Here is a 26269-nt window from a genome sequence, read left to right as displayed (position 1 = left end):
TCGTGACTCCTAGTAGGCCAGGGCCCGGTCGACCGCCTCGAGCACGCGGTCGGCGTCGGGCAGGTACTGCGTCTCGAGCTTGGCAGGAGGGAAGGGAGCGTCGAAGCCGCTGACGCGCAGCACGGGCGCCTCGAGCGAGTAGAAGGCCTTCTCGGCGACGGTGGCGGCGATCTCGGAGCCGACCGAGACGAAACCGGGGGCCTCCTGTGCCACGACGAGGCGACCGGTCTTGCGGACCGACTCGAGGATGGGCCCGTAGTCGACCGGTGAGAGCGACCGCAGGTCGACGACCTCGGCCGAGACGCCCTCGGCCGCCGCGATCTCGGCCGCCTGGAGCAGCACGCTGACCATGGCGCCGTGCCCCAGCAGGGTGACCTCGGTGCCCGTCCGGACGACGCGGCTCGCGTGCAACGGCGCCTGCGGGTCGCTCAGGTCGACCTCGCCCTTGGGCCAGTAGCGGCTCTTGGGCTCGAAGAACATGACGGGGTCGTTCGACGCGATGGCCTCCTGGATCATCCAGTAGGCGTCGTGCGGTGTGCTCGGGCTGACGACGCGCAGGCCCGCCGTGTGGGCGAAGTACGCCTCGGGGCTCTCCTGGTGGTGCTCGACCGCGCCGATGTGTCCGCCGTAGGGCACCCGGATCACGACCGGCATCGTGACGGCACCCTCGTGACGGTTGGTCATCTTGGCGAGCTGCGACGTGATCTGGTCGAAGCCGGGGTAGATGAAGCCGTCGAACTGGATCTCGCAGACCGGGCGGAAGCCGCCCATGGCGAGTCCGATCGCGGTGCCCACGATGCCCGACTCGGCGAGCGGTGTGTCGATGACGCGCTTCTCGCCGAACTCGGCCTGCAGCCCCTCGGTCACGCGGAAGACGCCACCGAGCGTACCGATGTCTTCTCCCATCAGGAGCACGCGGGGGTCGTCGGCCATTGCCTTGCGGAGTCCGGCGTTGATCGCCTTGCCGAGCGGCATGGTCTGCACGGAGGAGCGGGTCGGCTCGATCGTGCCGGTCGGGTTCTCGACGGTGTCGGTCATGCTGCCCCCTCGTCGGTGGCCGCGGTCTCGCCCGCGCCGCCGAAGCTCTGCTCGTAGGTCGCCAGCCACTGCTTCTGTTCGGTCATCAGCGGGTGCGGCTCGGAGTACACGTGGTCGAAGATGAGGCCGCGGTCGGGGTTCGGTAGCGAGACCGTGCGCCGTCGCACGTCGGCTCCGAGGTCGTCGCCCTCGGTCTCGAGGTCGGCGAAGAACGCGTCGCCCTCGCCGCGGTTCCGCAGGAAGGCCTCGAACCGCGTGATCGGGTCACGGGCGATCCAGGACTGCAGCTCGTCGTCGGTGCGGTACTTGGTGGGGTCGTCGGACGAGGTGTGTGCGCCGACGCGGTAGGTGAGCGCCTCGATGAAGCGGGGCCCGCCGCCGCCACGGGCGGCCTCGAGGTCGCGGCGGCTGACGGCGTAGCTCGCGAGCACGTCGTTGCCGTCGACCTGCGTGCCGGGGATGCCGAAGCCGCCGGCTCGGGCGACGAGGGGCGTGCGCGACTGGCGCGCGACCGGCACGCTGATCGCCCACTGGTTGTTCTGCAGGAAGAACAGCTCGGGGGTCTGGAAGCTCGCGGCGAACACCAGGGCCTCGCTGACGTCGCCCTGGCTGGTCGCGCCGTCGCCGAAGAACGTCACGACGGCCTGGTCGACCTCGGGATCGCCCGTGCCGCTCTTGCCGTCGAGGCCGAGCCCCATGGCGAAACCCGTCGCGTGCAGCGTCTGCGAGCCGATCACCAGCGTGTAGATGTGGAAGTTCTGGTGCTCGGCGGGGTTCCAGCCGCCGTGCGTGTGCCCGCGCAGCAGGCGCAGGATGTCGACCGGGTCGATGCCGCGGGACAGGGCGACGGCGTGCTCGCGGTAGGACGGGAAGAGGTGGTCCTGGGGGCGGGTGGCGTGGGCCAGGCCGACCTGGGCCCCCTCTTGGCCGTGGCTCGGCACCCACAGGGCGAGCTGACCCTGGCGGGCCAGTGCCGCGGCCTCGCGGTCGAACCGACGGGTCAGCACCATGTCGCGGTGGAGAGCGCGGAGTCCGTCGTCGCCGAGGGCGTCGACGTAGGGGCGGAACTCGTCGGCCGCAGCCGACTCGACCACCTCGCCCGACGGCGACAGGAGCTGGACGGGCGGGGGCGCGTCGGTCGCTTCGGAGGAAGACATGGCGTCCAATCTATTCCGCGGCATATGCCGTCACCGGGATGTGAGGTCGACGATCTGCTGGGCGGCGTGCAGCAGCTTGTCCACCGACGACGGCTCGCCGATCGTGACGCGGACGCCCTCGCCCGCGAACGGCCGGACGACGACCCCGTGGTCGGCGAACACCTGGGCCGCGGCGGCCGTGTGCTCGCCCGTCGCGAGCCAGACGAAGTTGCCCTGGGCCTCGGGGACCGTCCACCCCTGGTCGATCAGGGCGCGTCGCACCTGGTCGCGGAGCAGGACGATGCGATCGACCCGGCCGAGCAGTTCGTCGGCGTGGTCGAGCGAGGCGAGGGCCGCGGCCGCGCCCTGCTCGGTGACGGCGAGGGGGATGGCCGTGGCCCGCGCGGCGTCGAGCAGGTAGGAGGCGCCGATCGCGTACCCGACGCGGAGTGCGGCCAGCCCGTACGCCTTGGAGAAGGTGCGGAGCAGGACGAGGTTCGGGTGCAGCTCGGTGAGCGTCTCGCCGTCGACGGCCGTGCTGTCGGTGACGAACTCGGCGTACGCCTCGTCGAGCAGCACGAGCACGTCGTCGGGCACCGCGGCCATGAACGACTCGAACTCGCTCGTCGAGACCGTGGTGCCCGTCGGGTTGTTGGGGGAGCAGACGATGACGACGCGGGTGCGGTCGGTGACGGCCGCGGCCATGGCCTCGAGGTCGTGGCCGCCGTCGGCCCGCAGGGGCACCTGGACGCTCGTCGCACCGGCCACCGTGACGAGCCCCGGGTAGGCCTCGAACGAGCGCCAGGCGTAGACGACCTCGTCGCCGACCGAGGCGGCGGCGAGCACGAACTGGGCCAGCAACGAGACCGAGCCCGCGCCGACGTGGACCTCGTCGACGGTGACGCCGAAGCGCGTCGCGAGGGCCGTCCGCAGGGCCGTCGCCGAGGCGTCGGGGTAGCGGTTGAGCGAGACGGCTCCACGGACGGCCTCGACGACCGAGGGGAGGGGCTCGAACGGGTTCTCGTTCGACGACAGTTTGAAGGCGTCGGGGGACGCCTGCTTGCCCTGGCGGTAGGGCGGCAGGGCGGCGATCTCGGGACGGAGTCGGACGGGAGTGGTCACGCGACCAGCCTATGGGGCGGGGGCCGCGTCGCGTCAGGGCACCGCGCCTCCTCGGGGGGATCTGCTCGGGCACTACCGCCCGTGGACGAGAGGTCGGCATGATGGGGACATGACCCGATTCGTCGTGAGGCTGCTCATCAACGCGGTGGCCCTCTGGCTCACCACGCTGCTCGTGTCGGGGGTGACGGTGACGCCCTACGGAGCCGGGGGCACCCTCGAGACGATCGTGACCTTCCTGCTGCTCGCCCTGGTCTTCGGTATCGTCAACGGCGTGGTCGGCACGGCGATCCGCGTCGTGGCGTTCCCCTTGTACATCCTGACGCTCGGCTTGATCGCCCTGGTCGTGAACGGCCTGCTGCTGCTGATCGTGGCGTGGATCTCGGGCCTGTTCGGCTTCGGGCTGACCGTCGACGGCTTCTGGTGGGGCGTGCTCGGCGCCGTCGTGCTCGCCGTGTTCGCGTGGGCCATCGGCGTCGTCGTCCGCCCCGTGGTCGGGCGGGGAGACCGTCAGCGGTGAACCGGTTCCGCATCTGCTTCGTCTGCACGGGCAACATCTGTCGCTCGCCCATGGCCGAGACCGTCCTGCGCTCGCTCGTCGACGACGCGGGCCTCGGCGACCGGGTCGAGGTCACGAGCGCGGGCACCGGCGACTGGCACGTCGGCGAAGGGGCCGATCCCCGCACCGTCGAGGCCCTCGAGCGCCGCGGCTACGATGGTTCGCGGCACCGGGCGAAGCAGTTCGAGGCCGACGACTTCGCGCGCTACGACCTCGTGGTGGCGTTCGATCGCGGCCAAGAACGCATCCTCCGGGCCTGGGCAGGCGACGACGCCGACCGCTCGAAGGTGCAGCTGCTGCTCACCTTCGCTCCCGACGCGGCGCCGGCGGGCGGCGGTCTCGACGTCCCCGACCCGTACTACTCCGACGCAGGCCTCTTCGACGAGGTGCTCGACATGGTCGAGCGCGCCTGCTCGGCCCTCTTCCGCCAGATCGAACCCGCACTCCGCAAGGGACAGTCATGACGTTGCCTCCTCAGCCCCTCAGCCCGCTCGACGGCCGTTACCGTTCGTCGGTCGGCACGCTGGGGGACCACCTCAGCGAGGCGGGGCTCAACCGGGCCCGCGTGCACGTCGAGGTCGAGTGGCTGATCGCGCAGACCGACCGCGGCGCGTTCGGCTCGAGCCCGCTCGACGACGAGCAGAAGCGGGCCCTGCGGGCCGTCGTCACCGACTTCGGCCAGGCCGCGATCGACGAGCTCGCCGGCCTCGAGGCGACGACCCGACACGACGTCAAGGCGGTCGAGTACTTCGTCCGGGCCCGTCTGGCCGAGCTCGGGCTCGACGGGATCGCCGAACTCACCCACTTCGCCTGCACCAGCGAGGACATCAACAACCTCTCGTACGCGGTCACCGTCAAGGCGGCCCTGTTCGACGTCTGGCTGCCGGCCTTCGACGCCGTGCTCGCCGCCCTCACCGCCTGGGCGACCGACGCCCGCGACGTGCCGATGCTCGCGCACACCCACGGACAGCCGGCGACGCCGACCACGGTCGGAAAAGAGTTCGCCGTGTTCGCGCACCGCCTCCAGCGCCTGCGCTCGCAGATCGTCGGCACCGAGTTCCTCGGCAAGTTCAGCGGGGCGACCGGCACGTTCTCGGCCCATGTCGTGGCCGACCCCGGGCTGGACTGGCCCGCGACGGCCCGGGCCTTCGTCGAGGACGCCCTGGGGCTGACCTTCAACCCGCTGACGACGCAGATCGAGTCGCACGACTGGCAGGCCGAGCTCTACTCGCGGGTCGCCCACGCCAACCGCGTGCTGCACAACCTCGCCACCGACGTGTGGTCCTACATCTCGATGGGCTACTTCACGCAGATCCCGCAAGCGGGAGCGACCGGGTCGTCGACCATGCCCCACAAGATCAACCCGATCCGCTTCGAGAACGCCGAGGCGAACCTCGAGATCTCGTCGGCGCTCTTCGACTCGCTGGCCTCGACCCTGGTCACCAGCCGCCAGCAGCGCGACCTCACGGACTCGTCCGCCCAGCGCAACATCGGGGTCGCCTTCGGCCACTCGATGCTCGCGCTCGACAACCTGCGCCGCGGCCTCGGCGAGATCGCCGTCGGCACCGTGACGCTCGAGTCCGACCTCGACTCCAACTGGGAGGTCCTCGGCGAGGCGATCCAGACCGTGATCCGCGCCGAGGTCGTCGCCGGACGATCGTCGATCGACGACCCGTACGCGATGCTGAAAGAGCTCACCCGTGGCAAGCGCGTCGGGCAGGCCGAACTGGTCGCGTTCGTCGAGGGCCTCGACGTGTCCGACGAGGCGAAGCAGCGCCTCGTGGCCCTGACCCCGGCGAGCTACACGGGCATCGCCTCGCAGCTGGTCGACCACCTGGCCTGAGCCCGGGAGGCGCGGGTCGGCCCGTCCGGACGACCCGCGCACCAGCGTGCCCCGGCCCGCAGGCCACGGCCGAGGGTCAGGCGTGCGTCAGTGGCCGCGGGGCTTGTCGGCGTCGTCGATCTCGTGTCGCTCGTCGTCGTTGGGCTTGGCCGCGAGGGCGAGCATGGCGATGGTGACGAGCGCGACGATGAAGCCGATGCAGAGGAAGATCAGCGCGAGTTGCAGGTCGCGCGTCGTCATGAGGACGACGAGGCCGACGAAGGCGGCGAAGACCCCCGACAGTCCGAGGAACTCGGCGGGGCGGAACCGGTCGCGCCAGGTGGGGTGGGTCATGACGTTCGTGCCTTGTCGTCAGGGGTGTCGGCAGCGGCCGGGTGCCCGGTCTGCCATTTGAGCGAGAGGCCGGCGATCACGAGGAACACGCCGACCAGGGCGCCGTAGGCGCCCAGGATGCCGACGAGCACGGTCGAGGACGTCAGTTCGCCCTCGATCTGCTCGATGCCGCCGAGCTGCTGGCTGTAGTCCGGCGGGACGACGAGGAAGACCACGGCCAGGGCCAGGGTCAGCACGCCGACGGTCGTCCAGTCACGGGCGAGCGGTGAACGACGACGACGGCGCAGGCCGGTGAGCAGTTCGAGGACGCCCGTCAGCACGGCCCAGGCCGTGACGAAGGCGACCAGCACGGGCAGCTGCCCGTGCGAGAAGACGAGGCAGAGAGCGCCGATCACGGCCCCGACGACGCCCTGCAGCACGGCGATGGTACGGCTCGAGCGGTCGGACAGGCGCAGGGCCGACCCCACGGCGAGCACGACGCCGCCGACGACCGCCGCCGAGCCGAAGGCGAGCAGGCCGACCTGAGGTGAGTGGTCGGGGGTGAAGGTGATGGCCGCGGCGGCCGCGAGGGCGGGGACGGCACGCAGCACGGGGACGGGCCAGTACGCGGAGAGCGACGGGTCGACGCCCCGGTCCGAGGGGTCGGGCGACGCCACGGGGGCGGTCGCGCCGGAGTCGTGGTGCGCAGGCGTCACGAGACCTCTTTCACGGGTGGGGGACCCGCCGAGTTTACCGCGCGCTCCTGAACGCCAGGCGGCGGGCGGTACCGAAGGTCAGCGGCCAGCCGCGGCCCTTGAGCGTCGTGAGCTGACGCGCCATGCCGGAGGGCGTCACCCGCAGCACCCCCTCGGACTCGAGCGACAACCCGGTGAGCACGCCGTCCATCACGCGCCGGGTGGAGGCCAGGCCCGCGCCCGTGCCGAGCTCGGCCGCGATCAGCACGCCGGCCGGCATGCGGCTGACCCGGGTGTAGGCGGTCGTCGTGTCGGCCCAGGTGGACCGCCAGTCGGGTCCGACCTCTTTGACGCACTCGATCAGGCGGACCGTCGCGACGTCGGGGTCGGGGTCGTCGACGGTGAGCAGACGGTAGTACGTGCGTCGAACGCCCTCGGTGCTCATGAAGAGCAGGTCGACGTAACCCGCCACGACCGAGGCGGGCCGCGGCCCGGTGCCGACGACGGTGCCGCCCGTGACCCGCGAGCCGTGGCCGTCCTTGGCGTCGGGCCAGATCTCGACGAGCACCTCGAGCCCCGAGATCTCGATCTCGCGTGCGGGTGCGTCCGATGCTGCGGCCCCGAGGGCGCAGTGCCGCAGCCCGTACCCCTGGCGGGCGTCGCGCTCGCCCGTGCGGTACGGCACCTGCTCGAGGTCGTGGACCACCCCGCTGAGTCGCTCGACGAAACTGGCTGTCACCTGCGACAGGTTACGTGTGAAATATGGGAGAGGACAAACGCGGCAGGACCCGACGATCTCCCGACACCTTCCCAGCCCGCGCCGTTACGTTCGCAGCATCTGCGGGCCGCCTCCGGCCCCTCCACCCGGCTGAGAAGTCGACCAGCCGCGGGAGCCCGATGACCGCCACCGTCCCCACGACCACCCGAACCGCGCAGCCGCGCATCGTCCATGCGCCGGCAGGTGCGGCGCCCGCCGGGTTCCGTCCCACCGTCGCCGGCCAGGTCGGCAAGCCGACCAGCACCTACTCGAGCTTGCTCAAGTCCGTGCGTGAGGCAGGCCTGCTGCAGCGTCGCACCGGCTTCTACGTCACGGTCTTCGTCGTGCTCGTCGCCTGTCTCGGCGGCGCGGCCACCGGCTTCGTCCTGCTGGGCTCGAGCTGGTTCCAGTTGCTGATCGCCGGGGCCCTGGGCATCATCCTCACGCAGTTCGCGTTCCTCACGCACGAGGCCGCGCACCGCCAGGTGTTCGAGTCGGGCACGCGCAACGACAAGGTCGGTCGCGTGCTCGCCGCCGGCGTCGTGGGCATCAGCTACGCGTGGTGGATGACCAAGCACAGCCGTCACCACGCCAACCCCAACACCAAGGGCAAAGACCCCGACATCGCGTTCGACACGATCTCGTTCCTCGAAGAGGACGCGGCGAAGCAGCGCGGCGTGCTCGGCTTCATCACCCGGCGCCAGGGCTACTTCTTCTTCCCGCTGCTGCTCGGCGAGGGCGTCAACCTCCACGTGACGTCGTTCCGCACGCTGCTCGGTCGCGACAAGATCGAGGGCCGGGCGCTCGAGATCACGCTGATCGCCGTCCGGCTGGTCGCCTACTTCGGCGTCGTCTTCTGGTTCCTGCCGGTCGGCATGGCCTTCGCCTTCATCGGCGTGCAGATGGCCGTCTTCGGTCTCTACATGGGGTCGTCGTTCGCCCCGAACCACAAGGGCATGCCGATCATCCCCGAGGGGGCCAAGGTCGACTTCCTCAGCAAGCAGGTCCTCACCTCGCGCAACATCACGGGGCGGCACTCGACCGCGTTCATGGGTGGGCTGAACTACCAGATCGAGCACCACCTCTTCCCGAGCATGGCACGTCCGAACCTGCGTGCGGCCAGCGCCCTGGTCAAGGCGCACTGCGCCGAGCACGGCATCCCCTACACCGAGACCACGATCGGCAAGTCGTACGCGATCGTCATCCGGTACCTCAACCGCGTCGGCCTCTCGGCCCGCGACCCGTTCGACTGCCCCGCGGCGTACGCGTTGCGTCCGCGCTAGTCGGCGACGAGCACGACGAGCGCAGGAGGCGCGGGCCGGGTCAGGCGGACCGACTCGCGCCTTCGTCGTCCTCGAAGAAGTCCTCGTAGCGGACGGGACGTGCGTCGCCGGACGCGGCCCGCGCCTCCCGGGCCGGTGAGGGGCGGTCGCGGCTGCCGGCCGGCCGGGACCGTTGCTTGGGGTACGGGTGGATCGCGAGGGGGGACGCCGTCGCGTCCCTCGTGTAGCTGGAATCCACGGTCGCCTCCCGTCGCGGGCCGGACGTCGCATCCGGTGCCTCGACCGCCACGATACGAGTGGTCGACGGTGCTCGCGAGGGGCTTGTCAGGCCCTTCGGCGAGGGCTAGCGTCGAGGGTTCGGCGCTCTCAGGCGGGCCAAGCGGCCAGCTGCCAGCCCAACCAGGGCGAGAAGGCGAACGGCGCGGCCGCGACGGCGTCGCGCAGCTCGGCGGGCTCGACCCAGGCCCATTCGGCGACCTCGTCGGGCGAGGGGTCGGGCAGGCCGACGGCCCGGGCCGTGAAGACCGGGCAGATCTCGTTCTCGACCACACCCGAGGCGTCGGTGGCGAGGTACCGGAACTCGGGCAGGATCACCTCGACGTCACGGACCTCCATGCCGAGCTCTTGGTGGGCGCGGCGCATCAGCGCCTCGGCCGGCGTCTCGCCGGGTGCGGGGTGGCCGCAGAACGAGTTGGTCCAGACGCCGGGCCAGGTCTTCTTCGACAGGGCGCGGCGGGTGACGAGGACGCGGCCGAGGTCGTCGGTGACGTGGCAGCTGAAGGCCAGGTGCAGCGGCGTCGTGGCGGTGTGCACGGTCGCCTTCGCGGTCGTGCCGATGGGCGTGCCCTCGTCGTCGAGCAGCACCACGAGCTCGTCGTGCGCGCCGGGGCGGTCACCGGACGTCGGCTGGGGATGCGTCGAGATCTCACGGGTCATGAGAGGTAGTCTGCCCTGGTGGACGGTGATCACCTGCACGCAGGCACGCGGGCGAGACACGATCGTGTCGACGCCGTCCTCGACGACTTCTTCGCGTTGGCCAAACGCCGGGCCGAGTCCGTGGGGTGGCGCTACGTCGACCTGTGGTCTGTGCTCGAGCGCAACAGCGCCGGGGGCAAGCGCTTCCGGCCCCGCATGGTCTTCACGGTGTACGACGCCCTCGGGGGCGCCGACGACGAGGCCGTGGCCCGCGTCGGCGCGGCCTTCGAACTGCTTCACACGGCGCTGATCGTCCACGACGACGTGATCGACCGTGACTTCTCGCGACGCGGCATCCCCAACGTCTCGGGCAGCTACCGCGACACCGCGACGACGGCGGGCATCCCGACCCCCGCGGCCGAGCACCGGGGCATGTCGGCCGCCGTCATCGCCGGTGATCTCGCCCTGACCGGTGCCAGCCGCATGCTGCTCGGCATCGGCTGCGCCGACCACGTCCGCACGCGGCTGCTCGACCTGCTCGACGAGGCGATCTTCGTCAGCGCGGGTGGAGAGATGGTCGACGTCGAGTTCTCGCTCTCCGCCGACCTGCCGACCGTCGACGAGATCCTCGACATGGAACGCGCCAAGACGGCCGTCTACTCGTTCGAGGCGCCGCTGCAGGCGGGCGCCGTCCTGGCCGGGGCGGGCGAGGCCGTCGTGACGGCGGTCGGCGACTTCGGCCGCGAGGTCGGGGTCGCGTACCAGGTTGTCGACGACCTGCTTGGGGTCTTCGGCACCGAAGAGGCCACCGGCAAGACCACACGCGGCGACCTGCGCGAGGGCAAGCGCACGGTGCTCGTCGCGCACGCGGCGACCACCGACGAGTGGTTCACGATCCAGCCGTTCATCGGCAAGGCCGACCTCAGCGAGGCCGAGGCCGAGCACGTCCGCGGCCGCCTCGAGGTCTGCGGCGCCCGCGCCTTCGCCGAGGGGCTCGTCGAGCAGCACGCCCGCCGCGCTCTGGACGTGCTCGACCGTGCCGAGGTGCCCGAGTCGCTCCGCGAGGCGCTGACGCCGGTCGTCCAGGACGTCCTCGAGAGGGTGCGATGACGGGCCTGTCGCTGTACGACTCCGTGGCCGATGCGACCGCGGGCGGCGTGATCCGCCGCTACTCGACGTCGTTCGGCCTGGCCTCCCGCCTGCTGGGCGGCGAGGTGCGCCAGCACGTCGAGAACGTCTACGCCCTCGTGCGCGTCGCGGACGAGATCGTCGACGGTCCCGCCACCGAGGCCGGTCTGAGCACAGAGGCCGCGGGCCGGTTGCTCGACGGCTTCGAGGCCGAGACCGAGCGGGCCCTGGCCGAGGGATTCAGCCCCAACCTGGTCGTGCACGCCTTCGCCCGCACCGCCCGCGCCACCGGTTTCGGTGCCGAGCTGACCGCGCCCTTCTTCGCCTCGATGCGGGCCGACCTCAGTGCCCGCGAGCACGACCAGGCCTCGTTCGACGCCTACGTGTACGGCTCGGCCGAGGTCGTCGGGCTGATGTGCCTCAAGGCGTTCCTGCAGGGGCACGCCTTCCCGCCGAGCACGGTCGCCGAGCTCGAAGAAGGGGCCCGCCGCCTGGGCGCGGCCTTCCAGAAGGTGAACTTCCTGCGTGACCTCGCGGCCGACTTCGAACAGCTCGGCCGCAGCTACTTCCCCGGGGTCGACGTGACCACGTTCGACGAGCAGACGAAGACGAGACTGGTGCGAGACATCGACGACGACCTCCGCGTGAGCGGCGAGATCATCCCCGTGCTGCCGACGACCTCGCGTCGGGCGGTGGCACTGGCCCACGGCCTGTTCGCCGAGCTGAACCGGCGTCTCGAGGCGACCCCCGCCTCCTCGTTGGTCCGGGCGCGCGTGCGCGTGCCGAACCCGGTCAAGGTGCGCATCGCCGCGGGGGCCGCGGCCGGCCGCGTCACGCGCCTGCCCGAGGCCCGCGCATGAGCCGCGACACGGTCGACCGCGGGGCCACGGGCGCCGGCACCGGTGCGCCCGACGAGTCGCACGGCCTCAGCGTCACCCGCCACGGTCGCCGCGTCGTCGTGATCGGCGGCGGCATCAGCGGCCTGGCCTCGGCTGCACTGCTGGCCCGCGAAGGCCACGACGTCACTCTGCTAGAGAAGAACGACGAGGTCGGCGGCCGCGCCGGGTCGTGGAGCCACGAAGGCTTCCGCTTCGACCTCGGCCCGAGCTGGTACCTCATGCCCGAGGTCTTCGACCACTTCTTCCGCCTGATGGGCACGTCGGCGGCCGAGCGCCTCGACCTCGTCGAACTCGACCCGGGCTACCGCGTGCTGTTCGAGCCGACGCCCGACGACCCCGCGGCCAGCGCACCGATCGACGTGCCCCGCGGGCTCGAGCAGAACGTCGAGCTCTTCGAGCGCGTCGAACCCGGCAGTGGTGACCGCATGCGCCGGTACCTGCGCTCGGCTCGCGACACCTACGACATCGCCAAGCGGCGGTTCCTCTACACAAGCTTCGGCAGCCTCGCACCCCTGCTGCGCGGCGACGTGCTGGTGCGCCTGCCCAAGCTGGCACGGCTGCTGCTGACGAGCCTCGACTCGTTCGCCTCCCGCACGGTGACCGACCCGCGCCTCCGTCAGATCCTGGGGTACCCCGCGGTCTTCCTCGGCTCGTCGCCGTTCGACACCCCGAGCATGTACCACCTGATGAGCACGCTCGACCTCGACGACGGCGTGCTGTACCCGCAGGGCGGCCTGATCTCGGTGATCGAGGCGATCCGCGACGTGGCCGTCGAGGCCGGGGTGACCGTCGTGACCGGCGCGGCCGTGACGCAGATCGTCACGCAGCCGCTCGCGGCCGAGGGTGCGGCCCTGCCGCGTGGCTCGAAGGCGACCGCCGAGGCGACCGGGGTCGACTGGGTCGACGCCGAGGGCGCGACGCACCGCGTCGACGCCGACCTCGTGGTCAGCGCGGCCGACCTGCACCACACCGAGACGCAGCTGCTGCCGCGCGAGTTGCGCACCTACGACTCGTCGTACTGGGCGAAGAAGAACCCCGGGCCGAGCGCCCTGCTGCTCTACCTGGGCGTCGAGGGCGAGATCCCCGAGCTCGAGCACCACACGCTGCTCTTCGCCCGCGACTGGCACGAGAACTTCGACCGGATCTTCGGCGCCGACAAGCGCATCCCCGACCCGCCGTCGCTGTACGTGTGCAAACCGAGCACGGTCGACCCGTCGACGGCGCCCGCCGGTCACACGAACCTCTTCGTCCTGGTGCCGCTGCCCGCCGACCCGGCGCTCGGCTCGGGCGACGTCGACGGTGACGGCGACCCGATGATCGAGCGGCTCGCCGACGGCGTCATCGCCCAGATCGCCGAGTGGGCGCACGTGCCCGACCTCGCCGACCGCGTCGTCGTCCGACGCACCCGCGGACCGCGCGACTTCGTCGACGACGTCAACGCCTGGAGCGGCAGCATGCTCGGCCCCGCGCACACGCTCGCCCAGAGCGCCCTGTTCCGCACCGGCAACGTCTCGACCCGCGTCGACTCGCTGTTCTACGCCGGCGGTTCGGTCCGCCCGGGCATCGGCCTGCCGATGTGCCTGATCAGCGCCGAGGTGCTGCTCAAGAACCTGCGCGGCGACACGAGCACCGAGCCGCTCCCCGAGCCGTCGGCGGCCCGGCCGACGCCGTCCGAGCCCGCCGCCGGCTGATGGGGTTCCTGTACCTCGCGGCGCTGCTCGTCTCGCTGTTCGGCATGGTGATGCTCGACCGCAGGTTCCACCTGTTCTTCTGGCGCGACGTCCCTCGGGCGGCGGTGACGCTGCTGGTCGGCGTCGTGTTCTTCCTGATCTGGGACGTCGTGGGCATCGACCTCGGCATCTTCTTCCGTGGCGAGACCTCGTTCATGACCGGCGTCCTGGTGGCGACCGAGCTGCCGCTCGAAGAGGTCTTCTTCCTGACGCTGCTCTGCTACCTGACGATGAACCTGCTGGCCGGAGCCCGGATGACGGCGGCGGTCGTGCTCGACCGGCGTGACGCGAGCCGGGCCGGTCGCCCGGTGGACGGCGTGACGTCGTGACCTACTGGGCGGTGAACGCGGTGTTCCTGTCGATCGTCGCCGTGCTCGGAGTGTTGGCGCTGGTGGCCGCAGGGGTGCGTGGCCGGGCCGCGCGCGCCTCCTCGTCCCCGACCGAGACGTCGCGTCGGCGGCGCGAACGGCTGCTGGGCGCAGGCCTCGCGACCGGCGTGCTGCTCGTGATGACCGCCGTGTTCGACAACGTCATGATCGGCATCGGGCTGGTCGGCTACGACGCCGCCCGGATCAGCGGGGTGTTCGTCGGCATCGCCCCGCTCGAGGACTTCGCCTACGCGATCGCTGCGCTCGTGCTGTTGCCGTCGGTGTGGGTGCTCCTCGGCGGGCCGAAGACGCCCCGGACGCCCGCTGCGCCGGCGGCCGGCGGGTCGACGCCCGTGAAGGAGGCGCGCTCGTGAACACGCTCAAGGCCCTGTTCGTCTCGTCCCGGCCCCTGAGCTGGATCAACACGGCGTTCCCGTTCGCGGCGGCGTACGTGCTGACGTCCCTGCTCGGCAGCCGTGACGTGGACTGGCTCGTGCTGGTCGTCGGCGCCCTCTACTTCTTGATCCCCTACAACCTCGCGATGTACGGCATCAACGACGTCTTCGACTACGAGAGCGACCTGCACAACCCGCGCAAGGGCGGCGTCGAGGGCGCGCTGCTCGACCGCAGCCTGCACCGCACGACGTTGCGCGCCGCGGTGATCACGAACGTCCCGTTCCTCGTGTTCCTCGTCGCGGTGGGCGACCCGCTGAGCTGGCTCGTGCTGGCCGTCAGCGTCTTCGCCGTGATCGCCTACTCGGCCCCCGGCCTGCGCTTCAAGGAGCGCCCCTTCGTCGACTCGATCACCTCGAGCACGCACTTCGTCAGCCCCGCCGTCTACGGTCTCGTGCTGGCCGGGGCGACCTTCACGCCCCAGCTGTGGGCGCTGCTCGGCGCGTTCTTCCTCTGGGGCGTCGCGAGTCACGCGTTCGGCGCCGTGCAGGACGTGCTGGCCGACCGCGAGGGCGGCATCTCGTCGATCGCGACCGAGATCGGGGCTCGCGCGACGGTGCGCCTCTCGGTGGTGGCCTACCTGCTGGCCGGCGTGCTGCTGACCTTCACCGAATGGCCGGGCGCGCTGGCGGCCCTGCTGACCCTGCCCTACGCGATCAGCTGCGCCCCGTGGTGGAGCGTGACCGACGACCGGGCCGAAGAGGTCAACCGCGGGTGGCGGCGCTTCCTGGCGCTCAACTTCGTCAGCGGGTTCGTCGTCACGATGCTGATGATCTGGTGGGTCTTCTTGCGGAACTGACGCCGCGCCTCCTGCGCTCGTCGCCCTTCGGCCCGCCGGGGCGGACGGGCCGGACGCTTACGGGCGCCAGCCGAGGTTGAGCGCCGCCGTACGGAGGAACCGCACGGTGGTCGCGTAGGCGCCCGGCTCGGCCCCCCGGACCGTCTCGTCGCGGAGGCCCTCGACGACGCCGACGAGTTTGCGGTGCGCCAGGCTTCCGCGCTCGGTGAGCGCGTAGCGGTCGTCGCCGACCCCGTCGGTCGCGAGGTCCACCCAGCCGCTCTCGACCAGCTCGGCGAGGTGGTCCGAGCTGGACTCACCCGTGGCCGGGTCGAGGAAGGGCGCGACGGCCCCGTCGAGGGCGGTGCGGGTCGCCGGGCCGCGCTCGAGCAGGTTCAGGAGTTGCCACTGCCGGCGCGTGACCCCGTGTTCGTCGAGGACCTCGTCGAAGCGCCGGTCGATCAGCCCGTCGACGAGCTTCAGCCAGAAGCCGATCGGGCGCCCCCGGTCGACGGCCAGGTCGTCGTCGACGCTGCCCAGGTCGAGAGGTGCGTGCGTGTCATCGGTCGGCGGGGTGACCTCGCCTCCGTCTTCGGAACGTCGTCGGTCCATGGACGGCACCGTACACCGGTCGTACCTCCGTCTCGAGAGGGATCTTCCGATGGATTCACCTGCCGGAAAGACAACGGCAAGGCCGCGGCCGTACATTCGAGGCGTGACCACCTCGAGCGCCGTCGCGCCTGCGCCCCTCCCCACGCGACTACGCCGTACCTGGTCGCGCGTGCAGGCGCATCCGCGTGGCCTGCTCTACGGCTTCGTCGCCGTGCACGCCGCCGTGTTCCTGGCGCTCACGCCGCTGATGATCGGCGGCGGGGTCAGCGGCGACCTGCCGCTGTACCGGCTCTGGGCGACGGGGGCCCTGAGCGACGGGGTCTGGCCCGTCCTCGACTTCTCGTGGGTCTACCCGGCCGGGGCCGTCGTGCCGATCGTGCTGCCGAACGTCTTCGGCGAACAGCACTACCAGTTCGTCTGGCTGGCGCTGCTGACCGCCCTCAACGCCGTCGCGCTCTGGCTGCTGACCGACCGTGGTCGTCACACGGTCGACAACCGGGCCGCCTGGTGGTGGCTGCTCGTGACGCTCCTGCTCAGCCCCGTGGCGTTCCTGCGGCTCGAGGGGTTCAGTGCGCCGTTGGTCGTCGCCGCCCTGATGCTGCTGTCGACGCGTCCGCGGGTGGCCGGGCTGCTGCTCGCCGCGGCGACCTGGATCAAGGTCTGGCCCGCCGCCGTCATCGCGGCGGTCGTCGTCGGGTCGCGTCACCGGGCGGTCGTGCTGCGCGGGGGCGTGCTCGTCACCATGGTCGTCGTGTCGTGCGTGTTGCTCGGCCGGGGGGCCGACGACCTCACGAGCTTCGTCACGATGCAGTCGGGGCGGGCCCTGCAGCTCGAGGCGACGCTCTCGACGCCCTGGCTGTGGATGGCCATGCTGCGCGTCCCCGGCGCCTCGGTCTACCAGAACGTCGCCCTCGCCACGCGCGAGGTGATGGGCCCGGGCGACACCTGGATGATCAACGAGAGCACCCAGGTCATGCTCGCCGTCCTCGTGCTCCTGGCCGGTGTGCTGGCCGTGGCCAGCTTCGGCCTGCCCCGGTGGGGTGGATCGAGGAGGCGCGGGTCGGCGGCGTCCGCCGACGCCGTGGCCGTCGTCCCGGCTCGTGCCCGCGGCGACGAGTTCGGCACGGTGCTGCTCGGCGCCCTGACCCTCACCCTCGCCTTCGTCGTCTTCAACAAGGTGGGCTCGCCGCAGTACCTGCTCTGGATCGTCCCGATCGTGGCCGTCGGGTACGCCTCGCGCCCCGAGGCGTTCCGGACGCCGGCCGTGTTGACCGCCTGGGCCTCGGGGCTCACGACGCTGGTCTTCCCGATCCTCTACCGGCCGCTGATCGAGCTCAACCCGGTGGCCGTGCTCGTCCTGGGCGCCCGCAACGCCCTGCTCGTGGTCCTGTTCTGCTGGTGCACGGCCCGACTCGTGCGGCTGGCGGTCGCCACGGTGCGCAGCGACGCGCTCGAGGTGCGTGTCCCGCTGGTGGCGACCCGCGCCTCCTGACCGCGGCGTCGGGGCGGCTCGTCCCCCGCGTGCCGACGGGTGGCGTCGTCCACGGATGCCCGGCCAATCTGGGCCGTGTGCTCCGTCTCGTGCCACCGTGGGAGGCCTACCTGCCACCACGAACCAAGGAGCACTCATGAAAGGCAAGATCCTCTTCGTCGCAGGAGCGGCCGTCGGGTACGTCCTCGGAGCCCGCGCGGGCCGCGGCGCCTACGTCAAGATCAAGAACCAGGCCGAGAGCCTGTGGGAGAACCCGACCGTCCAGAAGGGCGTGCAGCAGGCCGAGGGCTTCGTGAAGGAGAACGCTCCGGTCGTCGCCAAGAAGGCTCAGGACGTCGCGAACGACGCCGCCCACGCGGTCGGCTCCAAGGCGAAGTCCGTCTCCGGCAAGGGCTCGGACGCCACCGACAAGGCCGCCGCCAAGGCGACCGAGGCGGCGCACAAGGCTGCCGACAAGGTGAACGAGAAGGCCGACGACGTCAAGAAGCAGACCTCGGGCACCAGCCCCGACGACGACAAGCTGCCGGGGGTGACGGTCGGTGAGTGACCTGAAGGCACCCGAACAGAGCACCAAACGTTCGCTCGGCTCGCTGATCGGCAGCCTGCCCGAGCTGATCTCGCGGCTGATCCGCGGCGAGATCGCGCTCGCCAAGACCGAGCTCGCCACCAAGGCCAAGGAGGCCGGGGTGGGCGTCGGGTTGTTGGTCGGCGCCGCCCTGTTCGGCTTCTTCCTGCTCGCCGTGCTCATCACGGCCGGCGTGCTCGGGCTGGCGACCGTCGTCGCTCCCTGGCTCGCGGCGCTCATCGTGGCGGCCGTCCTGCTCGTGATCACGGCCGTGCTCGCGCTGCTCGGCATCAAGGCCCTGAAGAAGGGCGTGCCGCCGACCCCCGAGAAGGCCGTTGCCAGCGTGAAGGCCGACGTCAGCGCGTTGAAAGGGCAGGGCAGCTATGACTCCGAGAAGCACTGACGCGAGCGATCACGAGAAGCACGGCACGGCGAAACGCGGCAAGGGCGACGAGCCCGACCCCCGGGCCGAGCTCGCCGAGGCCCGTGCGGCCGAGGAGCGCGCCGACGCCCACGGCAGCACGTCGCCCGACAAGGACGCCGAGAACGCCACCGGGCCCCGCCCCGGCGCGAGCATCCCCGAGATCGAGCTCGACCTCGCCCGCACGCGTGAAGAGTTCGCGGCCACGCTCGACGCCATCGAAGACAAGTTGAGCGTCCCCGCCCACGCCCGTCGGCTGAAGGCGAGCGTCAAGCGCCGCCTCGACAGCGACCCGAAGCCCGTCGTGGCGGCCGCCGCGGCCGGCACCGTCGGCGTCGTGGCGCTCGTCACCGGCATCGTCAAGACGATCAGGCGCTGACCCGTGGCCCAGAAGAGCACCGAGCGCGAGCAGCAGTCACCCGACGAGGACGACTCGCGCAAGCCGCAGGACCTGACCGACGTCTCCAAGCCCTCGTGGGGGTACGTGCTGGGCAAGACCCTGCGCGAGTTCACCCGCGACCAGTGCACCGACCTCGCCGCCGCGCTCACGTACTACGCGGTGCTGGCGATCTTCCCGGCGTTGCTGGCGATCGTGTCGCTGCTCGGCGTCGTGGGGCAGGCGGACTCGACCGCCAAGACGCTGCTCGACCTCGTGTCGCAGTTCGGGTCCGAGGACGTCGCCGCCCTGCTACGGGAACCGATCATGCAGCTCACCGGTTCGCCGGCCGCCGGGGTCGCCCTGATCGTCGGTGTACTGGGTGCCCTCTGGTCGGCCTCCGGTTACGTGGGTGCCTTCGGGCGGGCCATGAACCGCGTCTACGGCATCGACGAGGGGCGTCCGATCTGGAAGCTCCGTCCGACCATGCTCGGCGTCACGGCGTTCACGGTCGTGCTCATCGTGGTCGCGGCGCTCATCCTGGTCATCAGCGGCCCCGTGGCCGAGACGGTCGGCGACCTCGTCGGACTGGGCAGCACCGCGGTCTTCGTCTGGGACATCGCCAAGCTGCCGATCCTGGCGATCATCGCCATCGTGATCGTCGCGGTGCTCTACTACTGGGCTCCGAACGTCAAGCAGCCAAAGTTCAAGTGGATGAGCCTCGGGTCGCTCGTGGCCCTGCTCATCTGGTTGGTCGCGTCCGTGGGGTTCGCGTTCTACATCGCGAACTTCTCGAACTACAACAAGACGTACGGCTCGCTCGGTGCGGTCATCGTCTTCCTGCTGTGGCTCTGGATCACGAACAACGCCCTGCTCTTCGGGGCCGAGTTCGACGCCGAGCTCGAGCGCGGTCGTGAGCTGCAGGCCGGCCTCCGGGCCGAGCGCGACATCCTGCTGCCGCCCCGCGACACCGCCCAGAGCGAGAAGAAGGCCGCGGCCCTCGCCAAGGACGAGCTCGCCGGCATGCGCCTGCGACAGGCGGCCGCGGCGACCATCGAGAAGAACGGTGACGAGGTGCCCGAGCCGGACGGCGAGGGCGGCTCCGAGGCGTCCGCATCCGATCGGAAGAAGGACGAGCGCGCCGAGGACGGGCCCTCGAAGGGCGACCGCTCGAAGGGCGACCACGACGACTAGGTGACGTCCCCGCACGACGCGACCCGCGCCTCCTCGGCTCTCACGAGCTCGGGAGGCGCGGGTCGCGTCGTTCGTCAGGGGGCGTGGACGACGCGCCCGGCCCGGCCGTCCGTCAGAACGAGAAGCCGAGCTCGGACGGGTAGTCGCCGCGCGCGGTGAGGGTCGTGGCGGCGTCGCGCAGGTGCGACAGAGTCAGACCCATCGTGGTCGGTCCGAAGCTGACCCGCGAGACGCCCAGCTCGGCCAGACGGGCGAGCGGGACGGACGACGGGTTCGAGATGACGCTGACCTTGCCGTGGATCTGGTCGAGGGCGGCCTTGACGAGGTCTTCGGTGCCGAGGCCGAGGACGAAGGCGCAGTCGGCGCCGGCGTCGAGGTAGGCGTTGGCCCGGGTGATCGCGTCGTCGAACGAGTCGGGGTCGCCGGCCAGGGCATCGACGCGGGCGTTGATGACGATCGGCACCCCGGCACGGTCGCCGGCGCGGCGGGCGGCCGCGATCTTCGAGACCTGGGTGTCGATGTCGTACAAGGGTGCCTTGGCCTGGCCGATGCTGTCCTCGATGTTGAGGCCGGCGGCCCCCTCTTCGATGAGGCGGAAGACGTTGTCGAGCGTGCCGGCGGCGTCGGTCGCGTAGGCCTTCTCGAAGTCGACGGAGACGGGCAGGTCGACCGAGCGGATCACGACGCGGGCGGCGGCCAGCATGTCGTCGATGTCGAGCCCTTCGCCGTCTTCCACGCCGTGGGCCTCGCTGATCGAGTGGGAGGCGGTGGCCAGGGCCTTCACGCCCGGTGCGCCCGCGACGATGCGCGCGGTGATGCTGTCCCAGACGTTCGTCACGATCAGCGGGTCGCCGGGGACGTGCAGGGAGCGGAGGAGTTCGGCCTTCTCGGCCGTGCTGGAGATCGACATGCGCCCAGCCAACCAGCCCGGGCTGGCAGGCACCAGCCCGGGCCGATCTCGGCGGGGACTAGTCGCGGCGCAGGACGAGCTCGCTGAGCGGCAGGCGCTCGCGGGGGGCGGTCTCGCGCTCGGCAAGGGCCTCGATCAGCTTGTCGGCCTCGTCGACGACGCCGACGGCCGTGACGGTGACGGGCTTGAGGTTGTCGGTCAGGTCGAAGGCGGCGACGATCTTGTCCCACTCGACGCCGGCCATCTGGTGGGTGTGGAAGCCCTCGGCGTGGGCCTGCACCGTGAGGTGGGCGACGGCCTGGCCGAGGTCGTACTCGGCGGTCGGGCGGGCGTCGCCCTCGACCGTCGACGTCTCGGCGACGGCGACGATCAGTGCCGCGGCGTTGCCGGCCCACATCGCGTTGAAGCTCATCAGGGTGCCGACGATGGTGTCGAACGATTCGCTGCCGCGGCGGGCCACGATGAAGCGGCGGGGCTGGTGGTTCTGCGCCGACGGAGCCCAGCGGGCGGCCTCGAGCAGGGCGTCGAGCTGACGGTCCGAGATCTCGGCGGTCGGGTCGAACGAGCGGGGGCTCCAGCGCTCGTCGAGCAGCGACACGATCGGGACGCTGGTCTCGGCGGTGCGGACGGTGGACGGGGCGGTGGACTCGGAGATCGACATGGTGCCGCTTTCTTCTCGTTGACAAGGGTGTGGGCGCGCCGTCGAGCCACGGACACGACAACTCCGCCCGCCCCCACGGGATTCCCGACGTCAGGAGGCGCGGGTCGCCTCGGCGAGGACGGCCGCCACCCGGCCGGGCACGGTCTCGTCCTGCAGGCTCGTCGTGTCGCCCAGGGGGCGGCCGTCGACGATGTCGGCCAGCAGCCGCCGCATGATCTTGCCCGAGCGGGTCTTGGGCAGGTCGGGCACGACGAGCACGGTGGCCGGTTTGGCGATCGGCCCGATCTGATCGGCCACGTGGGCGCGCAGCGTCGGCGAGAGCGACCCCGCGAGCGGAGCCCACACCGACGGCTCGGTGGCGTCGCCGGCGTCTCGCACCGCGCCTCCTGCCGGTCGGATGGACGGCACCACGAACGCGGCGATCGCCTGGCCGGTGCGCTCGTCGGTCACACCGACGACGGCCGCCTCGGCGACGGCCGGGTGCGACACGAGCGACGACTCGATCTCGATGGTCGACAGGCGGTGACCTGACACGTTGATCACGTCGTCGACCCGGCCGAGCACCCAGATGTCGCCGTCGGCGTCGTACTTCGCGCCGTCGCCGGAGAAGAACCAGCCCTGCCGCCAGTAGGTCGCCCAGTAGCTGTCGCGATACCGCTCGGGGTCTCCCCAGACCGTGCGGGCGAGCGCGGGCCCGGTCTGCTGCACCACGAGGTAGCCGCCGCTGCCGTTCGGGACGCGCTCGCCGGCGTCGTCGACCACGGCGGTCGACAGCCCGGGCAGGGCCCGCAGCGACGAGCCCGGCTTGAGGGTGTCGGCCCCGGGAAGCGGGGCCATGACGGCCGCCCCGGTCTCGGACTGCCACCAGGTGTCGACGATCGGGCACTCGCCCCGGCCAAACTGCTCGTGGAACCAGACCCACGCTTCGGGGTTGATGGCCTCGCCGACCGTGCCGAGCAGGCGCAGCGACGAGAGGTCGTAGGTGTCGGGCAGCCCGTCGGGGAACCAGGACGACAGCGTGCGCACCAGCGTCGGGGCCGTGTAGTACGTCGTCACGCCGTACCGCTCGATGATCTCGAGGTGTCGGGCCGGGTGCGGGGTGTCGGGAGTGCCCTCGTAGATCACCTGGGTCAGCCCGTTCGACAGCGGGCCGTAGATCTCGTAGGTGTGCGCCGTGACCCAGGCGAGGTCGGCGGTGCACCAGTGCACGTCGTCGGGCTTGGCGTCGAAGACGGCCCAGTGCGTCCAGTTCGCCTGGGTGAGGTAGCCGCCGCTCGTGTGCACCAGGCCCTTCGGCTTGCCGGTGGTGCCGCTCGTGTACATGATGAACAACGGGGTCTCGGCACCGAAGAACTCGGGTTCGTCGGTGTCGGGCTGCGGGTCGACGACGTCGTGCCACCAGAGGTCACGCCCCTCGGTCCAGGGGACGTCGGGGGTTTTGTCGCCGGTGCGCCGCACGACGAGCACGTGCTCGATCTCGTTGTCGCCGCTGACCGCGTGGTCCGCGTTCGCCTTGACCGGCACCGCGCCTCCTCGTCGGAACTGCCCGTCGGTCGTCACGAGCAGCTTGGCGCGGGTGTCTTCGACCCGGAACTTGAGTGCCTCACCCGAGAACCCGCCGAAGACGAGCGAGTGGATCGCCCCGAGTCGCGCGATGGCGAGGGTCACCACGATCGTCTCGGCGATCACCGGCAGGTAGACGACCACCCGGTCGCCCTGACCGATGCCGAGCGAGCGCAGGCCGTTCGCGGCCTTCACGACCTCGCGCTGCAGTTGGGCGTACGTGATGTCGCGGCGGTCGCCGGGCTCGCCCTCGACGTGCAGGGCGACCTTGTCGCCGCGGCCTGCATCGACGTGCCGGTCGACGCAGTTCACCGCGACGTTGAGCGTGCCGTCGGCGAACCAGGTGGCCTCGGGCACCGTGAGCTCACCGTCGGGCCCCTCGGTGACGGGCTTCCAGGTGTGCGCGACCGTCCACGGCGTGTGCCAGTCGAGTCGCTGCGACGCCTCGGCCCAGAACGCGACGGGGTCGGCGGCCGCCCGCGCGTGCTCGGCGGACGTGACGTTGGCCCCCTCGACGAGCGCAGGAGGCGCGGCGAAGGTCCGTCGCTCGTCGAGCAGGTTCGAGATGGTGTCGCTGGTGGCCATGCGTCCCACGCTACGGGCGGCACGTCGGCGACGGGCGCCGCGGGGCAACGCTGCGTAACGCGCGGGCGATCGGGAGGATGGGGACGAGGCGTACGACCAGGTCCCCCGGGATCGGTGGAAATCGTCATCCCGTCGTAACACGTCCGCCCCTAAAGTGGTGACATCCGGCTGAGGGGCCGTCCGATCTCGGGGGGCCGAGCGGGGTGATCCCCGGCCATCGCGATCTCGCCCCGTCGCTCCGTGCCCGTGGCGAGACGACCCGACCCGCAGGAGCACGTCCGTGATCAGGAACACCGCACGCCGGGGGCCGCGCATCGCGACCTCGCTGGCGCTCGCCGGGGCCCTCGCCCTGGCACCCACCGCCGCCTTCGCGGCCGACGGCGGCGACGCCACGGTCGACGGCTCCGTCGCCGGCCAGGCGACCGAGACGCCGACCACCACCGCCGAGTCGACCGAGGTGGTCACCGAGGCGCCGTCGACGGACGCCGCCGACGCCGCGGTCGAGATCGCCGACCCGGCGGGTCAGGCGCCCGCCACGGACGCGACCGATGCCGTGGACGCGACCGAAAACCCGGACGCGGTCGAGGCCCCGGCCGCACCACTGCCCGAGGCCGACGTGCAGGTCGCGGACGGCGTGGTCATGAACTACGTCGTCAACACGGCGGCCACCGGCCAGGCGGCGGTCGACGTCGCGGCGGCCGCAGTCGTCGCCGACGGCGGGACGGTCCTCAGCCGGTACCCCGAGATCGGCGTCCTGACCGCCCAGTCGTCCGACGGGAACTTCCTCACGGCCATCCGTCTGGCGGCGGGCGTCGAGTCCGCCGGCCCGACGCGCACCGCGGCCGTCGGTGCTGCCGAGACGGTGGCCCCGGCCGGCGCCGGCACCCAGGGCATCGACCGCCCCCTCGGCGAGCAGGTGGCCCCGGTCGACCCGCTCGAGGCCGAGCAGTGGGACATGAGCGCGATCGGTGCGCCCGAGGCCCGTGAGATCACGCCCGGCGACCCCGACGTCGTGGTCGGCGTGCTCGACAGCGGCATCGACGTCTCGCACCCCGACCTGGCCGGACAGGTCGACCCCGCCCTCTCGGTCGGCTGTGCCGTCAACGGCGTTCCCGACCAGGACCAATCGGCGTGGGTCCCCGTCGACGACAGCGAGTCGCACGGCACGCACGTCGCCGGCACGATCGCGGCCGCCCACAACGGGGTGGGCATCGTCGGCATCGCCCCCGGTGTCACGCTCGCCAGCGTCAAGGTCGTCAACTACGACGGCTACATCTACCCGGAGTACGCGCTCTGCGGCTTCATGTGGGCCGCCGACAAGGGCTTCGACGTCACCAACAACAGCTACTACGTCGACCCCTACGAGTTCTGGTGCCAGGGCCAGGCCGATCAGGCCCCGGCTCTCGAGGCCGTGACCCGCGCCGTCGAGTACTCCGAGACGCAGGGGGTGCTGAGCGTCGCCGCCGCCGGCAACTCGGCCTACGACCTGGCGAACAAGACCACGAACGACACGAGCCCCAACGACTCGACCCCGGTCGAAGGCCGTGACGTGTCGCAGGGCTGCATCGACATGCCCGCCGAGATCGACGGCGTGATCACGGTCTCGGCCCTGCGCGAGGGTGCCGACGGCCAGCCCGTCTTCGACGCGCGCTACTCGAACTACGGTGCCGGCGTCATCGACCTCGGAGCGCCCGGTTCGGGCATCCTCAGCACCGTCTTCGGCGGTCGCTACGAGGTCTACAACGGCACCTCGATGGCCTCGCCCCACGTCGCCGGCGTGGCCGCGTTGCTCGCCTCGACCCACCCCGACGCGACGCCGGCCGAGCTGCAGGCGCTGCTGAAGAGCCAGGCCGACGGCGGGGGTGACCCCGCCCTCTACGGCGCGGGCGTCGTCGACGCCTTCGCGGCCGTCACCGAAGACCTCGGCGGCGACCCGGTCGTGGCCGTCGCCGACGGCACCGTCCAGGCGGGCAAGCCCTTCCGCATCCGCGGCGCGAACTTCGTGCCCGGCGAGACGATCACGATCGACGGTCTCGACGGCGAACTCGTCGCCGACGAGCGGGGCCGGGTCGACGACCTCGCCCAGCTGCCGTCGACCGTGCCCGCCGGGGTCACCACGCTGACCCTCGTCGGTTCCGAGGGCAGCGAGGCGACCCTCGACCTGCTCGTCGAGGCCGCCATCTCGGGCCCGGCCATCACGGCCCCCGTCACGGGTGCGGTCCTCGAGCCGGGCACCGTCACCGTGACCGGCACGGCCCAGCCGAACGCCCTCGTGACGGTGGTGCTCGCGACCGCCGACCAGCTGGCCGACCTCGACCAGACCATTCCGTCGGCCTCGGCCCGGTCCGCCCGGGTGGCGGCCGACCCCGTCGCGTACGATCCCGCGATCGGTGGTGCGTTCGCCTTCGTGCAGACCGACGCGACCGGAGCGTTCTCGCTCCCGGTGACCGGCGTCCCCGTCGGTGACTTCGGGGTGACCGCCGTCCAGACCCTGACGGACGGGACGACGTCGGCCTTCACGACGCCGGTCCTCTTCTCCGTGGCCGCCGTGGTCGTGGCACCCGCGCCTCCCGTGGTGACGCCGGTCTCGACGGGTGTCGTACCGGTCTCGACCGTCCGCGCCACCGGGGCGCTCGCCTACACGGGCAGCGAGCCGACGCCGTTCGCGGCGGCGGCACTGCTCATGGTGCTCGTCGGGGCGGCCACCGTCGTCGCGACCCGACACCGTCGCCGATCGACCGCCGGCCCTGCCGGGGAGTGACCGACGGCCCTGCCGGGCCACCTCCGAACGCCGCTCGTCCACGACAGGACGGGCGGCGTTCGTCGTCCCACCGCTCGGGCGGTGCCCTCGGCTCGTGCGGTCGCCGACTGCACGCA

28 protein-coding genes are annotated in these 26269 nt (G+C 71.6%); 16 read left to right on the top strand and 12 right to left on the bottom strand.

The annotated features are described in order from the left end of the window. Nucleotides 1–9 precede the first annotated feature (9 nt). From SJY14_RS00510 to SJY14_RS00500, 3 genes are read right to left on the bottom strand one after another with little or no spacing between them, the layout of a single operon-like run. Nucleotides 10–1038 carry an alpha-ketoacid dehydrogenase subunit beta gene (locus SJY14_RS00510; RefSeq protein ID WP_071255585.1) on the bottom strand — a complete coding sequence of 343 codons (1029 nt, stop codon included), beginning with the start codon at nt 1036–1038 and terminating at the stop codon, nt 10–12. Next, nucleotides 1035–2195, bottom strand: a complete 1161-nt coding sequence (locus SJY14_RS00505; protein ID WP_396599455.1) for a thiamine pyrophosphate-dependent dehydrogenase E1 component subunit alpha — start codon at nt 2193–2195, stop codon at nt 1035–1037. Before SJY14_RS00505 ends, SJY14_RS00510 begins: the two co-directional genes overlap by 4 nt. A gap of 30 nt (nt 2196–2225) precedes the next feature. Next, on the bottom strand, nt 2226–3296 hold the full coding sequence (locus SJY14_RS00500; protein WP_071255582.1) for a histidinol-phosphate transaminase: 1071 nt from the start codon (nt 3294–3296) through the stop codon (nt 2226–2228). Between the two features lie 109 nt (nt 3297–3405). Here SJY14_RS00500 and SJY14_RS00495 point away from each other — a divergent pair, with 109 nt between their 5' ends. The 3 genes from SJY14_RS00495 to purB are packed head-to-tail and all read left to right on the top strand — an operon-like array spanning nt 3406 to nt 5695. Next, nucleotides 3406–3813, top strand: a complete 408-nt coding sequence (locus SJY14_RS00495; protein ID WP_055976474.1) for a phage holin family protein — start codon at nt 3406–3408, stop codon at nt 3811–3813. After that, nucleotides 3810–4316 carry a low molecular weight protein-tyrosine-phosphatase gene (locus SJY14_RS00490; RefSeq protein ID WP_255364209.1) on the top strand — a complete coding sequence of 169 codons (507 nt, stop codon included), beginning with the start codon at nt 3810–3812 and terminating at the stop codon, nt 4314–4316. Before SJY14_RS00495 ends, SJY14_RS00490 begins: the two co-directional genes overlap by 4 nt. Beyond that, nucleotides 4313–5695: an adenylosuccinate lyase gene (gene purB, locus SJY14_RS00485; protein ID WP_396599454.1), complete on the top strand. Its 1383-nt coding sequence runs from the start codon at nt 4313–4315 to the stop codon at nt 5693–5695. The genes SJY14_RS00490 and purB overlap by 4 nt, the downstream gene beginning before the upstream one ends. Before the next feature lie 87 nt (nt 5696–5782). On the opposite strand, the gene SJY14_RS00480 is transcribed toward purB, so the two are convergent. The 3 genes from SJY14_RS00480 to SJY14_RS00470 are packed head-to-tail and all read right to left on the bottom strand — an operon-like array spanning nt 5783 to nt 7441. Continuing rightward, complete coding sequence (locus SJY14_RS00480) at nt 5783–6028, bottom strand: hypothetical protein (RefSeq protein ID WP_043594098.1); 246 nt, start codon at nt 6026–6028, stop codon at nt 5783–5785. After that, entirely contained in the window at nt 6025–6723 is a 699-nt protein-coding gene (locus SJY14_RS00475) for a DUF308 domain-containing protein (protein WP_255364208.1), read from the bottom strand. The genes SJY14_RS00480 and SJY14_RS00475 overlap by 4 nt, the downstream gene beginning before the upstream one ends. Before the next feature lie 34 nt (nt 6724–6757). Then, entirely contained in the window at nt 6758–7441 is a 684-nt protein-coding gene (locus SJY14_RS00470) for a hypothetical protein (protein ID WP_396599453.1), read from the bottom strand. A 158-nt stretch (nt 7442–7599) separates the two neighbouring features. Here SJY14_RS00470 and SJY14_RS00465 point away from each other — a divergent pair, with 158 nt between their 5' ends. Further along, the gene (locus tag SJY14_RS00465) at nt 7600–8742 is read left to right on the top strand and encodes a fatty acid desaturase family protein (RefSeq protein WP_396599452.1); all 1143 of its coding nucleotides are present in this window, start codon (nt 7600–7602) and stop codon (nt 8740–8742) included. Between the two features lie 40 nt (nt 8743–8782). On the opposite strand, the gene SJY14_RS00460 is transcribed toward SJY14_RS00465, so the two are convergent. Beyond that, nucleotides 8783–8980, bottom strand: coding sequence for a hypothetical protein (locus SJY14_RS00460; RefSeq protein ID WP_396599451.1), 198 nt, complete (start codon nt 8978–8980; stop codon nt 8783–8785). Between the two features lie 128 nt (nt 8981–9108). After that, complete coding sequence (idi, locus tag SJY14_RS00455; RefSeq protein ID WP_043594089.1) at nt 9109–9678, bottom strand: isopentenyl-diphosphate Delta-isomerase; 570 nt, start codon at nt 9676–9678, stop codon at nt 9109–9111. Between the two features lie 18 nt (nt 9679–9696). Here idi and SJY14_RS00450 point away from each other — a divergent pair, with 18 nt between their 5' ends. The 6 genes from SJY14_RS00450 to SJY14_RS00425 are packed head-to-tail and all read left to right on the top strand — an operon-like array spanning nt 9697 to nt 15034. Next, a complete protein-coding gene (locus tag SJY14_RS00450) occupies nt 9697–10767 on the top strand; it encodes a polyprenyl synthetase family protein (protein ID WP_083396264.1) in 1071 nt (356 codons plus the stop codon). Beyond that, nucleotides 10764–11645 carry a phytoene/squalene synthase family protein gene (locus tag SJY14_RS00445; protein WP_071255575.1) on the top strand — a complete coding sequence of 294 codons (882 nt, stop codon included), beginning with the start codon at nt 10764–10766 and terminating at the stop codon, nt 11643–11645. The genes SJY14_RS00450 and SJY14_RS00445 overlap by 4 nt, the downstream gene beginning before the upstream one ends. Continuing rightward, entirely contained in the window at nt 11642–13375 is a 1734-nt protein-coding gene (crtI, locus tag SJY14_RS00440; protein WP_396599450.1) for a phytoene desaturase family protein, read from the top strand. Before SJY14_RS00445 ends, crtI begins: the two co-directional genes overlap by 4 nt. Continuing rightward, nucleotides 13375–13743 carry a lycopene cyclase domain-containing protein gene (locus tag SJY14_RS00435; protein ID WP_071255574.1) on the top strand — a complete coding sequence of 123 codons (369 nt, stop codon included), beginning with the start codon at nt 13375–13377 and terminating at the stop codon, nt 13741–13743. Before crtI ends, SJY14_RS00435 begins: the two co-directional genes overlap by 1 nt. Next, the gene (locus SJY14_RS00430) at nt 13740–14156 is read left to right on the top strand and encodes a lycopene cyclase domain-containing protein (protein ID WP_396599449.1); all 417 of its coding nucleotides are present in this window, start codon (nt 13740–13742) and stop codon (nt 14154–14156) included. Before SJY14_RS00435 ends, SJY14_RS00430 begins: the two co-directional genes overlap by 4 nt. Next, nucleotides 14153–15034 (top strand): prenyltransferase, encoded by an 882-nt coding sequence (locus SJY14_RS00425; protein WP_396599448.1) that lies wholly within the window; start codon nt 14153–14155, stop codon nt 15032–15034. The genes SJY14_RS00430 and SJY14_RS00425 overlap by 4 nt, the downstream gene beginning before the upstream one ends. 57 nt (nt 15035–15091) lie before the next feature. On the opposite strand, the gene SJY14_RS00420 is transcribed toward SJY14_RS00425, so the two are convergent. After that, complete coding sequence (locus SJY14_RS00420; RefSeq protein WP_396599447.1) at nt 15092–15625, bottom strand: MarR family transcriptional regulator; 534 nt, start codon at nt 15623–15625, stop codon at nt 15092–15094. Nucleotides 15626–15728: 103 nt separating this feature from the next. On the opposite strand from SJY14_RS00420, the gene SJY14_RS00415 reads away from it, so the two are divergent. The 5 genes from SJY14_RS00415 to SJY14_RS00395 all read left to right on the top strand — a co-directional run bounded on the left by SJY14_RS00415 (nt 15729) and on the right by SJY14_RS00395 (nt 19673). Next, nucleotides 15729–17117 (top strand): glycosyltransferase 87 family protein, encoded by a 1389-nt coding sequence (locus SJY14_RS00415; RefSeq protein ID WP_396599446.1) that lies wholly within the window; start codon nt 15729–15731, stop codon nt 17115–17117. 136 nt (nt 17118–17253) lie between these two features. Further along, nucleotides 17254–17664, top strand: coding sequence for a YtxH domain-containing protein (locus tag SJY14_RS00410; protein ID WP_157485822.1), 411 nt, complete (start codon nt 17254–17256; stop codon nt 17662–17664). Next, nucleotides 17657–18085 (top strand): phage holin family protein, encoded by a 429-nt coding sequence (locus tag SJY14_RS00405; protein ID WP_056049738.1) that lies wholly within the window; start codon nt 17657–17659, stop codon nt 18083–18085. The genes SJY14_RS00410 and SJY14_RS00405 overlap by 8 nt, the downstream gene beginning before the upstream one ends. Then, on the top strand, nt 18066–18482 hold the full coding sequence (locus tag SJY14_RS00400; protein ID WP_396599445.1) for a DUF3618 domain-containing protein: 417 nt from the start codon (nt 18066–18068) through the stop codon (nt 18480–18482). Before SJY14_RS00405 ends, SJY14_RS00400 begins: the two co-directional genes overlap by 20 nt. 3 nt (nt 18483–18485) lie before the next feature. After that, a complete protein-coding gene (locus SJY14_RS00395) occupies nt 18486–19673 on the top strand; it encodes a YihY/virulence factor BrkB family protein (RefSeq protein WP_396599444.1) in 1188 nt (395 codons plus the stop codon). Nucleotides 19674–19785: 112 nt separating this feature from the next. On the opposite strand, the gene SJY14_RS00390 is transcribed toward SJY14_RS00395, so the two are convergent. The 3 genes from SJY14_RS00390 to acs form a co-directional block, all read right to left on the bottom strand. Then, nucleotides 19786–20583: an isocitrate lyase/phosphoenolpyruvate mutase family protein gene (locus SJY14_RS00390; protein WP_396599443.1), complete on the bottom strand. Its 798-nt coding sequence runs from the start codon at nt 20581–20583 to the stop codon at nt 19786–19788. 58 nt (nt 20584–20641) lie between these two features. Then, nucleotides 20642–21244, bottom strand: a complete 603-nt coding sequence (locus SJY14_RS00385) for a nitroreductase family protein (RefSeq protein WP_396599442.1) — start codon at nt 21242–21244, stop codon at nt 20642–20644. Nucleotides 21245–21334: 90 nt separating this feature from the next. Continuing rightward, complete coding sequence (acs, locus tag SJY14_RS00380) at nt 21335–23392, bottom strand: acetate--CoA ligase (RefSeq protein WP_396599441.1); 2058 nt, start codon at nt 23390–23392, stop codon at nt 21335–21337. 280 nt (nt 23393–23672) lie between these two features. Between acs and SJY14_RS00375 the strand changes: the two genes are divergently transcribed. Then, nucleotides 23673–26153, top strand: a complete 2481-nt coding sequence (locus SJY14_RS00375) for a S8 family serine peptidase (protein ID WP_396599440.1) — start codon at nt 23673–23675, stop codon at nt 26151–26153. Nucleotides 26154–26269 lie beyond the last annotated feature (116 nt).

The sequence above is a fragment of the Frigoribacterium sp. R86507 genome (genome assembly GCF_044597695.1).
Classification (GTDB): Bacteria; Actinomycetota; Actinomycetes; order Actinomycetales; family Microbacteriaceae; genus Frigoribacterium.
This window is presented reverse-complemented; position numbering and strand designations above follow the sequence as displayed.

Coding starts and splice junctions, on each gene's coding strand:
- SJY14_RS00510 (WP_071255585.1), bottom strand. CDS start 1,038: ATGACCGACACCGTCGAGAACCCGACCGGCACGATCGAGCCGACCCGC.
- SJY14_RS00505 (WP_396599455.1), bottom strand. CDS start 2,195: ATGTCTTCCTCCGAAGCGACCGACGCGCCCCCGCCCGTCCAGCTCCTG.
- SJY14_RS00495 (WP_055976474.1), top strand. CDS start 3,406: ATGACCCGATTCGTCGTGAGGCTGCTCATCAACGCGGTGGCCCTCTGG.
- purB (WP_396599454.1), top strand. CDS start 4,313: ATGACGTTGCCTCCTCAGCCCCTCAGCCCGCTCGACGGCCGTTACCGT.
- SJY14_RS00480 (WP_043594098.1), bottom strand. CDS start 6,028: ATGACCCACCCCACCTGGCGCGACCGGTTCCGCCCCGCCGAGTTCCTC.
- SJY14_RS00465 (WP_396599452.1), top strand. CDS start 7,600: ATGACCGCCACCGTCCCCACGACCACCCGAACCGCGCAGCCGCGCATC.
- idi (WP_043594089.1), bottom strand. CDS start 9,678: ATGACCCGTGAGATCTCGACGCATCCCCAGCCGACGTCCGGTGACCGC.
- SJY14_RS00445 (WP_071255575.1), top strand. CDS start 10,764: ATGACGGGCCTGTCGCTGTACGACTCCGTGGCCGATGCGACCGCGGGC.
- crtI (WP_396599450.1), top strand. CDS start 11,642: ATGAGCCGCGACACGGTCGACCGCGGGGCCACGGGCGCCGGCACCGGT.
- SJY14_RS00435 (WP_071255574.1), top strand. CDS start 13,375: ATGGGGTTCCTGTACCTCGCGGCGCTGCTCGTCTCGCTGTTCGGCATG.
- SJY14_RS00420 (WP_396599447.1), bottom strand. CDS start 15,625: ATGGACCGACGACGTTCCGAAGACGGAGGCGAGGTCACCCCGCCGACC.
- SJY14_RS00410 (WP_157485822.1), top strand. CDS start 17,254: ATGAAAGGCAAGATCCTCTTCGTCGCAGGAGCGGCCGTCGGGTACGTC.
- SJY14_RS00400 (WP_396599445.1), top strand. CDS start 18,066: ATGACTCCGAGAAGCACTGACGCGAGCGATCACGAGAAGCACGGCACG.
- SJY14_RS00390 (WP_396599443.1), bottom strand. CDS start 20,583: ATGTCGATCTCCAGCACGGCCGAGAAGGCCGAACTCCTCCGCTCCCTG.
- SJY14_RS00385 (WP_396599442.1), bottom strand. CDS start 21,244: ATGTCGATCTCCGAGTCCACCGCCCCGTCCACCGTCCGCACCGCCGAG.
- acs (WP_396599441.1), bottom strand. CDS start 23,392: ATGGCCACCAGCGACACCATCTCGAACCTGCTCGACGAGCGACGGACC.